The 14,343-nt window shown below is 31.8% G+C and carries 16 protein-coding genes, 1 tRNA gene and 1 pseudogene; 7 read left to right on the top strand and 11 right to left on the bottom strand.

All coding sequences use genetic code 11. The annotated features are described in order from the left end of the window. From ACKI3Q_RS02890 to ACKI3Q_RS02900, 3 genes are all read left to right on the top strand, one after another. A partial coding sequence (locus ACKI3Q_RS02890; RefSeq protein ID WP_407414077.1) for a V-type ATP synthase subunit B occupies nt 1–1,381 on the top strand: 1,381 nt, incomplete at its 5' end. Nucleotides 1,382–1,408: 27 nt separating this feature from the next. Continuing rightward, complete coding sequence (locus ACKI3Q_RS02895; protein WP_407414079.1) at nt 1,409–2,086, top strand: V-type ATP synthase subunit D; 678 nt, start codon at nt 1,409–1,411, stop codon at nt 2,084–2,086. 78 nt (nt 2,087–2,164) lie between these two features. Beyond that, entirely contained in the window at nt 2,165–2,314 is a 150-nt protein-coding gene (locus ACKI3Q_RS02900) for a hypothetical protein (RefSeq protein WP_407414081.1), read from the top strand. Here ACKI3Q_RS02900 and ACKI3Q_RS02905 read toward each other — a convergent pair. The 5 genes from ACKI3Q_RS02905 to dnaG form a co-directional block, all read right to left on the bottom strand. Then, entirely contained in the window at nt 2,286–3,473 is a 1,188-nt protein-coding gene (locus ACKI3Q_RS02905; protein ID WP_407414083.1) for an ATP-grasp domain-containing protein, read from the bottom strand. The two genes, ACKI3Q_RS02900 and ACKI3Q_RS02905, sit on opposite strands and share 29 nt — an antisense overlap. A 30-nt stretch (nt 3,474–3,503) precedes the next feature. Then, nucleotides 3,504–3,575 (bottom strand) — tRNA-Gln (locus ACKI3Q_RS02910). 58 nt (nt 3,576–3,633) lie between these two features. Then, entirely contained in the window at nt 3,634–4,023 is a 390-nt protein-coding gene (locus ACKI3Q_RS02915; RefSeq protein WP_407414085.1) for a DUF1284 domain-containing protein, read from the bottom strand. A 41-nt stretch (nt 4,024–4,064) separates the two neighbouring features. Next, on the bottom strand, nt 4,065–4,670 hold the full coding sequence (locus ACKI3Q_RS02920; protein ID WP_407414105.1) for a biotin transporter BioY: 606 nt from the start codon (nt 4,668–4,670) through the stop codon (nt 4,065–4,067). 150 nt (nt 4,671–4,820) lie between these two features. After that, nucleotides 4,821–6,038, bottom strand: coding sequence for a DNA primase DnaG (gene dnaG, locus ACKI3Q_RS02925; RefSeq protein ID WP_407414087.1), 1,218 nt, complete (start codon nt 6,036–6,038; stop codon nt 4,821–4,823). A gap of 432 nt (nt 6,039–6,470) precedes the next feature. Between dnaG and ACKI3Q_RS02930 the strand changes: the two genes are divergently transcribed. The 3 genes and pseudogenes from ACKI3Q_RS02930 to ACKI3Q_RS02940 all read left to right on the top strand — a co-directional run. After that, entirely contained in the window at nt 6,471–7,208 is a 738-nt protein-coding gene (locus ACKI3Q_RS02930; protein ID WP_407414089.1) for an RraA family protein, read from the top strand. 115 nt (nt 7,209–7,323) lie between these two features. Next, entirely contained in the window at nt 7,324–7,611 is a 288-nt protein-coding gene (locus ACKI3Q_RS02935; protein WP_407414091.1) for a Gar1/Naf1 family protein, read from the top strand. A gap of 50 nt (nt 7,612–7,661) precedes the next feature. Next, nucleotides 7,662–8,579: pseudogene (locus ACKI3Q_RS02940) on the top strand (transcription initiation factor IIB); the annotation flags it as partial. A gap of 23 nt (nt 8,580–8,602) precedes the next feature. Here the strand turns inward: ACKI3Q_RS02940 and ACKI3Q_RS02945 are convergent. Both ACKI3Q_RS02945 and ACKI3Q_RS02950 read right to left on the bottom strand, forming a co-directional pair. After that, nucleotides 8,603–10,501 (bottom strand): MJ1255/VC2487 family glycosyltransferase, encoded by a 1,899-nt coding sequence (locus ACKI3Q_RS02945; RefSeq protein ID WP_407414093.1) that lies wholly within the window; start codon nt 10,499–10,501, stop codon nt 8,603–8,605. Nucleotides 10,502–10,537: 36 nt separating this feature from the next. Then, nucleotides 10,538–11,650 (bottom strand): hypothetical protein, encoded by a 1,113-nt coding sequence (locus ACKI3Q_RS02950; protein ID WP_407414095.1) that lies wholly within the window; start codon nt 11,648–11,650, stop codon nt 10,538–10,540. Nucleotides 11,651–11,700: 50 nt separating this feature from the next. Here ACKI3Q_RS02950 and ACKI3Q_RS02955 point away from each other — a divergent pair, with 50 nt between their 5' ends. After that, the gene (locus ACKI3Q_RS02955) at nt 11,701–12,513 is read left to right on the top strand and encodes a sulfite exporter TauE/SafE family protein (RefSeq protein ID WP_407414107.1); all 813 of its coding nucleotides are present in this window, start codon (nt 11,701–11,703) and stop codon (nt 12,511–12,513) included. On the opposite strand, the gene ACKI3Q_RS02960 is transcribed toward ACKI3Q_RS02955, so the two are convergent. The 4 genes from ACKI3Q_RS02960 to ACKI3Q_RS02975 form a co-directional block, all read right to left on the bottom strand. After that, the gene (locus ACKI3Q_RS02960) at nt 12,488–13,330 is read right to left on the bottom strand and encodes a hypothetical protein (RefSeq protein ID WP_407414097.1); all 843 of its coding nucleotides are present in this window, start codon (nt 13,328–13,330) and stop codon (nt 12,488–12,490) included. The genes ACKI3Q_RS02955 and ACKI3Q_RS02960 overlap by 26 nt on opposite strands. Beyond that, on the bottom strand, nt 13,327–13,656 hold the full coding sequence (locus ACKI3Q_RS02965) for a YbjQ family protein (protein ID WP_407414099.1): 330 nt from the start codon (nt 13,654–13,656) through the stop codon (nt 13,327–13,329). The genes ACKI3Q_RS02960 and ACKI3Q_RS02965 overlap by 4 nt, the downstream gene beginning before the upstream one ends. A 10-nt stretch (nt 13,657–13,666) precedes the next feature. Further along, nucleotides 13,667–13,858 carry a DUF2116 family Zn-ribbon domain-containing protein gene (locus ACKI3Q_RS02970; protein ID WP_407414101.1) on the bottom strand — a complete coding sequence of 64 codons (192 nt, stop codon included), beginning with the start codon at nt 13,856–13,858 and terminating at the stop codon, nt 13,667–13,669. Nucleotides 13,859–13,872: 14 nt separating this feature from the next. Beyond that, the coding region (locus tag ACKI3Q_RS02975) for a TatD family hydrolase (protein WP_407414103.1) at nt 13,873–14,343 on the bottom strand (471 nt) is incomplete at its 5' end.

Here is a 14,343-nt window from a genome sequence, read left to right on the forward strand (position 1 = left end):
AAATATTAAAACTAGAGAATATACTACTGTATCTGAAGTCTCAGGTCCTTTGATGGTTGTTGAAGGAGTAGAAGGCGTTGGTTACAATGAAATTGTAGATATTGAAACACCTACTGGTGAAAAAAGAAGTGGACAAGTTCTCGAAGTAACTAAAGATGTTGCTGTTATTCAAGTTTTCGAAGGAACTAATGATTTAAACACTAAAGATACCAAAACCAGATTCACTGGTCAAACCGCAAAAATCGGTGTATCCAAAGACATGGTAGGTCGTATCTTTAACGGTATCGGTAAACCTATTGACGGTGGACCTGAAATTATTCCTGACGAAGAGTTAGATATTAATGGGGCTCCTATGAACCCTGCTTCTCGTGAATTCCCTGAAGAATTTATTCAAACTGGTATCTCTACCATTGACGGAATGAACACATTAGTAAGAGGACAAAAACTCCCTATTTTCTCTGGATCTGGTTTACCTCACAATGATTTAGCTGTTCAAATTGCAAGACAAGCTAAAGTATTAGGTGCAGACGATGAGTTTGCAGTAATTTTTGCTGCTATGGGTATTACAAACGAAGAAGCAAACTTCTTTATGAGAGACTTTGAACGTACTGGAGCTTTAGAAAAATTAACAGTATTCATGAACTTAGCAGACGACCCTGCTATTGAAAGAATCTTGACTCCAAAAATGGCTTTAACTACTGCGGAATATTATGCATTTACTTTAGGTATGCAAGTATTGGTTATCTTAACTGATATGACCAACTATTGTGAAGCATTAAGGGAAATTTCTGCAGCAAGAGAAGAAGTACCTGGAAGAAGAGGTTACCCTGGTTACATGTACACTGACCTTGCTGGTATTTATGAAAGGGCAGGACGTATTGATGGTAAAGAAGGTTCAATTACTCAAATGCCTATCTTAGTTATGCCTCAAGACGATATTACTCACCCTATTCCAGATTTAACTGGATATATTACTGAAGGACAAATTGTATTGAGTAGGGAAATCTCCAGGAAAGGTATTTATCCTCCTGTAGACGTACTTCCATCACTTTCTCGTTTGATGAGTGGTGGTATCGGTGGAGACAAAACTCGTGATGACCACAGTGGAGTATCTGACCAACTTTATTCTGCTTATGCAGAAGGTCGTGAATTGAGAGACTTAGTTGCGGTTGTAGGGGAAGAAGCTCTTACTGAAAGGGATCAAAAATTCTTGGAATTTGCACAAGCTTTCGAAGACAGATTCATCACTCAAAGTAAAGATGAAGACAGAACAATCTTTGAAACTTTAGATCTCGGTTGGGAGTTACTTAAAATCTTACCTAAAGCAGAACTCAAAAGGGTTAAAGAAGAATTTATCGAACAATACCTTCCAAAAGACTAAATTCATTTGTTTAAAACAGGTGATTAAATGGCACAAGATATTATTGATGGAATTAATCCAACAAGGATGGAGTTATTATCTCTTAAAAACAGGACTAAACTAGCTGTTAAAGGGCATGGTTTACTCAAAGAAAAAAGAGATGCTTTAATCAAAGAATTTTTTGATATCTTGGATCGTGTTAAAGGTATTCGTGAAAACGCAGAATTAAGTTTAAAAGAAGCTAATGATGCATTACTTGAAGCTCAAATTGCAATGGGTGATTTAGCTGTAAGAAAAGCTGCTTTATCAGTTAAAGAATCTATTGATGTTGAAATCAATTCAAGAAGTGTTATGGGTGTAGCTGTACCTGTAACTGATGTTAAAATGGAAGAAAGATCCATTGTTGACAGAGGTTATGGTTTTTCAGACACAACTATCCAATTAGACGAAGCTGCTAAAAAATTCGAGGAATCTCTCAAGTATTTAATTGAACTTGGTGAAGTAGAAAAAACTATTTTCCTATTAGCTGAGGAAATTGAAGCTACAAAACGTAGAGTAAATGCTTTAGAACATATTATGATTCCAAGATTCGAAAATACTGAAAAGTATATTGATATGAGACTCCAAGAAATGGAAAGGGAAAACTTTGTTCGTTTGAAAATGATTAGGTCTACTATCGAAAAGAATGAAAAAGCTCAAAAAGCTGCTGAAGAGGCCTCAGAATAAGATTTTTCTTATTCTTTTTCATTTTCTTATTTTTTTTATTTTTAAATATTTTTTTGTTTTATTTGTTATGGTGTAAAAATGAGAAGAGATCCGATTGACCAATTTATGAAAGATCCGGAGAATAAGGCCAAATTATTTGTCTGGGCAACTTATGCAATGATTGCAACTACCTTTTTAATTACAATAGGATCTATATTATTTATATTATATCTGCTTGGTGTTTTTTAACTTCCTGATTTACAATTGAAGAGCTATTTTCAACTTTTTTATATAAGTTATCAAAATCAGCATCCTTATCTATTATTGTAAGCAATGGCTCTGATTTTTCAGTTATCGTGCCGATATGAGGCAGATCATAAATATTATCCAGACCTATTTTTGAATATTTGTTTCGGCATGGTGAATAAATAATTTTTTTATATGAATAATATTTGGCTTTTGGAATTTCTACACTTTCATTCAGACAGCTTTTAATGTGTGCATCCAGCATGTTTATTCCAAGAGATTTCTCTACACATTCGAATGTTCCCTGTATTCTGGGATTGACCTCTATCACATATAATCCTTTTTCATTTAGAATATAGTCAACACCGTTGGAACCTATCAAATCGAATTTATGGGCTAAATGCTGTGATGTTTCAATCATTTCATCGTTTATTTTATCTATGTCTTTAACATCAGCCAATATGCTTTCATCTGTCAAAGGCATGATATTTCCAATATATATGAAGCTATTGTTATTTTCAAAATCATTCTCCGTAAGCAGTCTGGAGTTCATTATGGTTTTTTTATAATCTTTACTTCCAAGTATTGATGAGCTCAGATTTATCCCTTCAACATATTCCTGAAAGATAAATTTTTCACCATCATTTAATTGAATACAGCTATCATTATTTAAAAGATTTATGTTATAACCACCAGATCCTTTAAGAGGTTTTACAATATATTTAACATTAGGTTTATTTCTACTAATTTCAATTGCTTCATCTACATCTTTCATTAAAAAAGTTTCAGGAACTTTAAATTCATCTTTTATTTTTTTATAAAATCTAAACTTATCCTCAATTTCTGATGGATTCCGGTTTCCTAGAATCTTCTTTTGATCTTTTTTTGCAAAATCATTTGGTGAGATTCCAGAAATTGGAATAATGTAGTCTGCTTCATCAATGTAATCTTTAGATATTTCTAAAATTCTTGAACTGTCAAATTCATCTTCAAAAACCCCAGAACTTTCATTGTCCTTTTCCTCTAAAATTATTTTCTGGTTTTTTATTGTTGGTGTATCTGATGTTGAAAAATAGCTGGTTGAAAAAATTTCATAATCTAGTTTTAATGCACTGTTAAGCATACTTCTTGTATTAATTCCAATAAGCAGTAGCTTTTCCATATAAAAGTCTCGTAAAAAAAGTTATTTGAATAGTCCCGAGCGGAGTCGAACCGCCGTCTCCGGGTCCAAAGCCTAGAAGGATTACCACTACCCTACGGGACTATGTTGCAATATAACAACATTTTAATATATATTTTAGGTAGTATTTAAATGTATCGTTTTATTTTAATTTTTTGTAAAATAAGCATTCATCTGTCCATTTACAACCATTACAGACATTTTCAACACTTTTCAATGAATTAAATTTGGAAGAGACTTCATCGAATAGGTCTATTGAATTATGTTCCTTGCTGGAATTTAGTTTAGATAAGACTTCATTGTCCATTTTTACAATAATACTGTTTTGCATTTCATTTTCACACATATTATTATTTAAATTGGGACATGCAGAACAAATGTCATCAGGTTCATTGGTTAATGAAATAATGCAGTCTTTTGATTTTCTCAATTCGTTAATGCGAGTCATATTTGAGACAAAGTCTTCGCTATATCCATAGCCCTGAAAACCTTGAAGACATAACAAATGATGGCCTCTCAATTTAATTTTCATATAAATCTAAAAAAATAGTAAAAAAGGTTAAGATTAACCTTTTATTCTTTTGGCAAGCAAACTTTTGATACTCCTGCAGTAATAGCAATTTTAACAAGGTCTCCAAAGACAAATGGAATGAGACCCATCATCAATAATTCTACAACTCCTAAAACAGTACCTTGAGTTAAGTAGAACCATAATGCTAATCCTAAAAGACCAGGAATATAAATTAATGCAAAGTTAGCTACACCGATAACTGCAAACATACGAGTGAAATTACGTGCGTCAGTGTATTTTTCAGTAATGTATCCTATGAAGTATGATGCAATTAAAAATCCAACAAAATATCCGCCGGTAGATCCAAGTACTGTTTCTATTCCGCCGGTCATTCCTCCAAACCATGGGATGAATGCAATTCCTAGAACAATGTACATTATCTGGCTTAAGCATCCATATTTTTTACCAAGGAATAATCCAGAACATAATACTGCCAATGTTTGTGCTGTAATTGGAACTGGGGTCCATGGGAGAGGAATAATGATTTGAGCCATTAAACCAGTAATACAAGCCATTAAAAATGAAAAGACTATTTTTGTTATTGTACTGGATTCATTGAATCTTTCAAAAATATTCTTTCTAGCCGCATAATAATTTTCAATGTTTATATTCATTAAATTTCCTCCTTATTTAATTTCCTTATTAATATTTGTTAGTATTAATATTTATAATTTATAGTGATATTAATTGTAGGTAGAATGGTGTTTGTTTGAAAAAAATAGTAAATGAGGATTAAAAATCCTCTCTAATTGAATAATTTATTCAATTGTAATAATTTTTAAGTTATGTGGTTTTTTAACAATGTTTGCTTTGAAAGCAACAAGTTTTTTAATTCCTTTTTGGGAAGCAACATCAACCAGTCTTTGGCTAATGATTCCATCAAATATTACTGTATTGGCGGTTCCATCAATATTTTTTATTTCTTCGTAAATATTTTCAATTGAAACCTCTTTAGTCATGTTCAATGCTTCATCCAATATTGCTCCGCATCCGGTGCCTTCAAATTCTTTTAACATATCTTTCATTAGGCTGACTTCATCATCTTCAACTTCAGGTTCTTTGTTGAATTTTTGATTTTGCCTTTTGTTATGATTTTTATTGGATTTATAATTGGAATTATTGTTATTTGATTCTGAAAGAATGTTGTGGTTTGCTAAAAATTGTGCAGTAGGAACTTTATCTCTAAGTGCAACAAGCACTTCATCTTTTTCTAAGTCTTCAACTTCTTTTCCTTGAGGAGCACGGGTAATGTAGTCAACCTCACCAATTTGTAAAAGTTCTTTTAAGATTAATTCTCCACCACGGTCACCGTCTACAAATGCAGTGGTGGTTCTTTTTTTACTTAACTCTCCAATTGATTGTGGAACGCTTACTCCTTCAACAGCAACAGTATTTTTAATACCGTATTTAAGTAAGTTCAAGACATCGCTACGTCCTTCAACGACAATGATAGCATCTGAAGTGTGTATGCTTGGGCCTGCAGGTAATCTGTCATCTCCATATTCGGAAATTTCATGAACACGCATAGCTTCCCTTACTTCTTCAATCATTTTCATGCTGGCCGGACCAACACTTTCAACCATGTTTTTATAGATTTCTTTGGCACGGTTTACTACTTGTTCTCTTTTAACGGCACGAACATCTTCAACTTTTAAAGTTTGGATTTCTGCTTCACAAGGTCCAACACGATTGATTGTTTCTAATGATGCTGCAAGAATAGCAGTTTCAACTCTGTCTAAACTTGAAGGAATTACAATATCTCCTTTTGCTCTTCCGCTGTTAGAATGAATATTGACTTGGATCCTACCTATTCTACCAGTTCTTTGTAGTTCTCTTAAATCTAAATCGTTACTTAATAAACCTTCAGTCTGTCCGAATACTGCTCCGACAACATCAGGTTTTTCTACAATACCATTTGCAGTAATCTGCGCATGGATTAAATATTTTGTTGTAGTTAATTCTTCGCCTTTTCCCATTTTTAAGCCCCCTAGCTTAGTAATCGGGTTAATTTATATTTTTCTAAAAATTATAATTATTTTTAGGCAATAAATAAATTATACGATAAACATGTTTTTTAAATCTATCATACACTAAAAAGAGTAAAAAGTACAAATGAAAATTTAATTATTTAGGTCTAATTTGGTCTTATAGCAATTTAATTTTGTTAATTTTCATATTTTTTCTTTTAAATCCTTTTTATAATTAAATTTTCTCCTTTTTTTGTTAATCAAATGTTAATAAATGAATTAATAATAATGAATAAATGAACTTTTTAGCATATAATAAATAAGTATTGTTCAAATACTACAATTAATGATTTGGTTAAACTAATATATAAAATATTGTTTATAGAAATTTTTTTATTATTGGCATTACATATAGTATCATTGAAAACATATGGTGATTAAATGTCAATAAGACCTCAAGATTTACTGCATAACAAAAAAGATTTAAGTAAAATAAAAGAATTTGAAGACATATCTCTAGAAAATATTACAATTGATGACTTAATTTTTAATGGCAAAAACTATGATGCATTCATTAATTTAAATTCATTTTTAAATCAGATTTCCAGTTGTCAAATTTCAGATGCATTCAATGAAATAGCCCACAGATCTGGAGTACTTTATAATTTGAAATCCATTAACAATTTAAAAACTTGGGGTAAAATCACAACAGTCAAGACAGATAGCGATGACTGGGGTACCATTACTCTTGCTATTGATGAAGCCGATGAGGGTGATGTCTTGTTAGTTGACACAGGAGATATGGATGCTGCAATATGGGGTGAATTAGCTTCCACCTGCGCTAAAAACAATGGTGTTAAAGCAACTTTGGTTTATGGTTGTGTACGTGATTTGGATGCACTTTTATATATGGATTATCCTATTTTCGCTTGTGGATTCCGTCCTAATGCTGGCAAGGCTTTAGGTTTAGGTAAAATTAATGTTGATTTGCTTTTAGAATCAATGGAAATATCTGCAGGTGACTTTTTATATGGTGATGAGACTGGTGTTGTCGTTATACCTAAGGAATTTTTCGTGGATGTCATGAATAAAACATTTGAGATAAAACTTAAGGAGAAAAAAATCACTGACATGTTAAATTCAGGAATGTCATTATCTCATGTTGTAGGATTGAGATGAAAATATAAAATTATTTAAATAACTAATTTATCTATATATAAGTATATCGATAACTTTATATACTTGAGTACTCTAAATATAAAAACGATACAGATTTAATTTTTAGTTTGATTCTATGAAATTTTTAGGAAATAGTTTGCATATAGCAAACTCTGGCAAATTAATAGCAAGGTCCTCCCAAACACCAACTAGTGGTGGGATTGTTTATGATAGTAATAAAAATAAAATTGGGAAGGTAAGCTATGTTTTTGGACCTACTAAACAGCCATATATTTCAATTCGTCTATTCAGGTCAGCAAATTTGGATGAAATTAGAAGAAATTGTGGTGAAGATCTGTTCGTATCAAAACCAAAATCTAAAAAACATAAAAAAAGGAGGATGAAACCACGTCAGAAGAAGTAAATCAACCACCTAAACGTAGAAAAAGATCTGATAGGGCAGCAAGAGGCAATGAAGGTGAAACTAAAACTGCTGTTTGTCCAGAATGTGGTTCTAAAGAATTAATTGGGGATTATGAAAGAGCAGAAGTTGTTTGTTCTCATTGTGGATTAGTAATTGATGAAAATTTAGTTGATATGGGTCCTGAATGGAGAGCATTTGACCATGAGCAAAGAGATAAACGTACAAGGGTCGGAGCTCCAATAACATACACTATTCACGATAAAGGTTTAAGTACCATGATTGATTGGAGGAATAAGGATATTTACGGTCGTGATATTCCTGCAAGAAACCGTGCTCAATGGTACAGACTAAGAAAATGGCAAAGAAAAATCAGAATTTCTGGTGCAACTGAACGTAACCTAGCATTTGCATTGTCAGAACTGGACAGAGATTCATCAAGACTGGGGCTTCCAAGAAGTGTAAGAGAAGCAGCATCAGTAATCTACAGAAGCGCTGTAGATAATAAGCTCATCCGTGGAAGAAGTATTGAAGGTGTAGTGGCAGCTTCATTATATGCTGCATGCAGACAATGTAATGTTCCACGTACATTAGATGAGATTGCTGAGGTTTCAAGAGTAACTAAAAAAGAAGTTGGTAGGACTTACAGATTCCTTACAAGAGAATTGAATATTAAATTGCCACCAACATCTCCTGTAGATTATGTTCCTAGATTCGCAAGTGAATTAGGTTTATCTGGTGAAGCTCAATCTAAAGCTATTGAGATAATTGAAAAAGCAATGGAAAAAGGATTGACTTCAGGTAGAGGACCAACCGGTGTAGCGGCTGCTGCATTATACATTGCATCTGTTTTACTCGGTGAGAGAAAAACCCAAAGGGATGTAGCAGAAATTGCTGGTGTTACTGAAGTAACTATCAGAAATAGATATAAAGAACTAACTGAACAGTTAGATATGGGTGTAACTTTATAAGTTCACCTAAAACTTATTTTTTTTTAATGGGAATATTTTTCAATACGATATTCTAATTCACGTATTATTCCATCGTTATTGTATCTCTTAACATTATTTAACTTATTTTGATATTTGTCCAGTCTTTTCAAGAATGAGCGGAGTTTTTTAATGCTCATAGTTTCATGATATTCGCCGTAACCTAATTTTTGAACATAAAATCCGTTTAATGTCTGTTCAAAGTTTCCGATAGCAGGAACACTGTATATAGGTTTTTTAAGTGTAATGGCTTCGGATATGAATGTAAATCCACCATTACATACAACAGCCTTTGCACTTGCCAAATCATCATAAAATTCATCTTCATTGAAACGTTTGAATGTTAGATTTTCATAGACTTTGTCTTTATTGAAACCGTAGACAATAAAGTTTTCATCAATGTATTTTAAGCGTTGAACAAGTTTCTTACTTTCTTTACTTGTTTGATAAACTATTATGTGATCTCCTGTTGTTGGCTTTAGGTTATATATTTCTTCACGAATTACTGGTGGGTAAATTACTGCATTTTTCCCAGATCGGACTTTTGGGAAGAAAAAACTTGTTAAAATATGGAATTTTGGTCTTACGACATATCCTTTTATTACTCCTTTTGCTTTAAGCATTTCTGGTTGATGATGTGGGGGATAATCAATTTTTGCCTGGGTAATCATATGGATATTATCTAATGTTATTAATGGAATCTGGAGAAGCTTGGATACTATTGTTGCATACATTTCAAAATCAGTAACAATTACATTTGGGGATAATTTTCTGGCCTTTTTGTAGAGTTCCTCATAACCTACTTTAATGTTGGTCGGATTTCTTTTTATTGCACTGATTAATGTTTGTGTGTTACTAACTTTATTATTAATATAGACAGTATTAAATCCTCCAATTTCATAAACGTGATCAAATTTTTCATTTAAATATTCATATGCTCTGTCATGTGAGAACACATAAACATCATATTTTTCTTTAATCCTGTCGATTATGACTCCTGATCTTATTGCATGACCCATTCCTTCACCGCAAACACAATAAAATACAATTTTTCTCTTTCTATTTTTTTGGAATTTCGTTCTTTTAAAATAAGATTTGGCTGTGTTTACTTTTTCAACGGATTTGTCATAATTTTCAAACATTTTAGTTATTCTCTCGGATTCTATGGAAAATTCATCTAACTTTTCTTTACTCATATGTTCTTTTCCATGTTCAAAACCATAATCCAGATCTTCGGCATCAGTCCTTTTTCCCATTAAATCATTAAATGTACTTTTTCCATATTGGCGTATTAATCTTTGAAATCCTTCTTCTTCAAGTCTTCTTGTTGATACACCTATTCTTGGCTTTCTAAGTACTTTAAATCGTTCAACCTTCCCCAAACGGGTGATGTATTCACTATCCTCACCGAATGTTAACTCTTCATTAAATCCTCCACATTTTTCATGGAGTTCTCTTTTAACAAGGATTCCATAACATCCTGCTCCATGAGGTTTGATTTTTTCAATACCAATCATAAATTGATTAGCGAGATAATGGGTTAGCTGATCTTCTGATTTTTTAGATAATGGTTTCATTTGTGTAATTGCAATTCCAAGTCTTTCCATTTTAAATTCATATATTGCATCCCTAAGATAATCGTCAGTAAGTTCCAAATCAGAATCTAAAAACAGTAAAATGTCTCCTTTAGCTATTTTAGCACCATTATTCCGACCAACTCCAGGCATGCCTCCTTCGGTAATGATACAACCATATGATTCAGCTATTTCTTGAGTTTTGTCTGTAGAATTTGCATCGGCAATAATTATTTCATAATCTTCGAAATTCTGTTTTTTTATGCTGTCCAAAAGGATAGGCAAATATTCCTCTTCATTATATGTCGGTATAATAATACTTAAAATCATACAATTTAATATTTTATTTTAATATTTTATAAAAATTTAGTTTTTCAAAGTGCGGTATAAATTGGTAATTGAATGGTTAGGTTCCAAATATGAAAAAGTATTCCAAGACACGGTATAATAGTCACATCTATTGTTTAGGGGTCTTTTCAAATCATTCAATAGTTTCATTTCATTATAATTGGAATCTATAATATAAACTGTCTTATTCTTATCATGTGTCACATTCTTTATTGGAAAATCATTTAATTCGATGTTATCTGCAGGATTTGCAACATCCACTTCATAGTAATCGGTATTTGCTCCAATAATGGCTATTGAAAATCTTAGGATTATTATTAATGCAGCAACAATATATGGCAGATATCTCTTTATTAAAACTTTTATCAAATCAGTCTTGCTTTTAAATGGAGGTATAATTTTACATCTGTCGCATACCTTTTCTCTTTTGATAATGTAGTCAACAATTTGTTCTATGCATATGTCATTTCTTTCAATTAAAAACACTCCAAATATTCCAATTATTGCAGGGGTTGAGAATAATCCCCCATCCAATGCTCCAATCAATAAGCAGCATCCAAAAAATGAAAGTAAGAATGTTTGAACAAATCTTTTATTTCTAATAGCCAATAATAGTGTAATGAATGTTATTGGCAGGAGTATAATTATTATTTTTGCAATACTTGGAATGTATTGATATAGGCCTACACCAGTATTGATTTTACTTTCAATAAAAGGTCCTATTAAATTAGTTATAACCTCTCCAAAAATGGACTTTAATAGGTGGGTATGCAAAATGCTTGTTGATGAAATGCTTTTTCCCATAGTCATGAAAATAGTGTTGAGGCCGATTCCCATCTGGTATCTAAATAGGACTTCCAGAAGTATCCCTGCAATCAAAGTGATTGAACCTAAGACAATGGTAAGTTTTAAATATTTGTTTGAATCAATTTTCAAGTCTTTAAATAACTGTGAGGATATTAGCAAGAATCCCATCAATCCAAAAAATATTATGTCCTTTCCTTTAGAAGATCCCATTAAAAATAAATGTGTTATTGGGTGTATTATTGGATTTAAAATATTGCTTATAAAAATCATGCCGGCAATTATTATAAATAGGATACCAACTAATATAGTCTTGTTTATCTTCATTAAGATTAGTTATTTGAATTAATTATTTAAATTATTTACTAAAGGATATTATCATGTTTGCAATTGAATATTATATAGGTTTAATTTTGATTGGTATTGTTGCAGGTTTTGCTTCAGGCCTTTTAGGTGTTGGAGGAGGGTTTTTAATAGTTCCTTTCCAATATTTCCTTTTAAAATATATTGGAGTTGAGCCTGATGTTGCTATGCTGATTTCACTTGGAACCAGTTTGGCTATCATTATCCCAACTGCTACGAGTGGTGCTTACAAGCATTCTCAAAAATTAGATAATATCGTGGGTCCTGGAGTTAAATTGGGTATTTTTGGTATTATCGGAAGTTTTATGGGAGGTTTTGTAGCTTCGGCATTGCCTTCAAGAATTTTAGAAATAATTTTTGGACTCTTATTATTATTCATAGCTATTAGAAATTTACTTTCAAGGGATAAAAAGGAAAAAGAAGCTAAATTCGATTTTAATTTTATAGCAATCATGCTAACAGGTCTTTTTGTAGGATTTTTCTCAGGTTTGCTGGGTATTGGTGGAGGTATATTTTTAATAGTAATTCTGACAATGCTATTGGGATTTCCAATGATTCGGGCTATTGGTACTTCATCAGTATTCATTTCTCTAACGGCCATTGGTGGAACGATATCCTATATTATTTCAGGTTGGGGAATCAATCCATTCCCATACTCCTTAGGTTATGTTAGCATAATTAATTTTTTGTTGATTGCTTGTTTTTCAGTGCCTTTAGCACAAGTTGGTGCGAAATATGCTCATAAGTTACCTGAAAAACGTTTAAAACAAGTGTTTGGTGTGGTTGTACTGTACATTGCTCTTAAGATGTTAGGGGTTTTCCCGTGATTTTAATTCCCATTCCACTGGCTATTATTTGAAAACAGGATCCTCCAAGGCCATTTAGAATGTAATTTATTTCTAAATCGATTACACCATTGCCTCCGGCTTTTTTTATTTCTTCAGATAATCTGATTAGGCATGCATCTTTGCCTTCTTTCAATTCATTTAAATGCTTTTTTTCAACATTTTCTGGAGACAAATGCAGCAAATGAGTATTACGTTCAAGTATTGCTGTAGAATAAAAATAACCTAAATTGTCATATTCGATTTTTGGATTATTGTTTGTCATAAAAACAAAATCAAGGGAATTAATTTTTTTATTGCTTCCGGCATCATCAAATGGTTCAATTATTTCTTCTTGTTTTTCTTCTTTTCCAAAAAGTTTTCTTATATAGTTATCTATTGTATCAGTTAATTTCTTGAAAAAGCCTGTAAGATAGGATAGCATTGAAATGATAACTACAATTCCAAAGTAATTAATAAATGTTGGAATGGCTGCCTGGATAATAATTATTATTGAACCGAAAGTGATAATATTATATCCCAGTGTAGGATTTGCGATAATAAAACCGTAAACTACCGTTACTAAAAATAAGATAAAAGCGCTAATTGCCCCAATACTTTCTCCAATTAATCTCTGGGCAAGAATAGTTTCAACATATCCTGCAACTAATGGCGCAAATATCAGACCTAAATTCCATCCAAAAATAGCAATATTATAATATAAAAATACATAATAAGTTATAACGCCTGCTGCTGTTCCTACTACAATGGAATTAAAAGCTTTTTGTGAGTTTGCTATTCTTTCTTTATCTATTTTCATTTTTCTTCATATAATATTGCAGTACCATAAGCTGTAATTAAAATTGTATTTCCCATGGTACCACCAAGATTGTCATAAGAAATTTTTAGACCGATAATTGCATTTGCGTTTAACTGTTCTGCTTTTTCTATCATACTTTGGAGAGCAATGTCACGAGCTTTTTTAATTTCTTCTTCATAACTTGATGTTCTACCGCCTACAACATCACGGACACCAGAAAATAAATCTTTATAGATATTAGCACCAATTAATGCTTCTCCAGTAACTATGCCTTTATACTCTTTAACAAATCTATTTTCCAGTGTATTTGCTGATGTTATTATCATTTTATCACATCTACTTGAAGAATGTTATAAATGCCCAAACAATTATGAATATTACTATAAGGATATATAATATAATTCTGCTTCTTTTTGTTTGGTTTAATCTTGCATCCCATACTTTTTGACAGTCGGGGGAGCATACGAGTTCATCTAATGGAATTGGAGTTCCACATATTGGACAATGTTTATGAGGTTCTACTGCCATATTTATCACCTTTTTCATATTTTAAAAAATTCTTTTGTATTTGCAGTTACCTGCAATGCAAGTTCTTCTGCATCCATACCCATACAAATTGCAATTGTTTTGAGTATGTGAGGCAAATATTTTGGTTCATTTCTATTCTTTTTAGGTTTTTTATCAAAGTTTTTAGGTATTAAAAACGGTGCATCTGTTTCAATCATTAATTTTTCTGGAGGAATTACACTTACTGTCTCTTGTAAATCTCTTCCCCTTTTCATGTCACAAATCCATCCAGTAACACCTATATAACAGCCTAAATCAATATAGTTTTGAGCTTCTTGTTTTGTTCCAGTAAAACAATGAACAACACTTTTTTCAATTACTTCATCATGTCTACTCAATATTTTATATAAATCTTCATGAGCTTCTCTTTCATGTAAAAATAAAGGCATTTTAAGTTTTTCAGCAAGTTCAACCTGTGCTTCAAACCATTTTCTTTGTAAATCTTG

Origin of the sequence: Methanobrevibacter sp., assembly GCF_045636185.1 — an archaeon.
Lineage (GTDB): Archaea > Methanobacteriota > Methanobacteria > Methanobacteriales > Methanobacteriaceae > Methanocatella.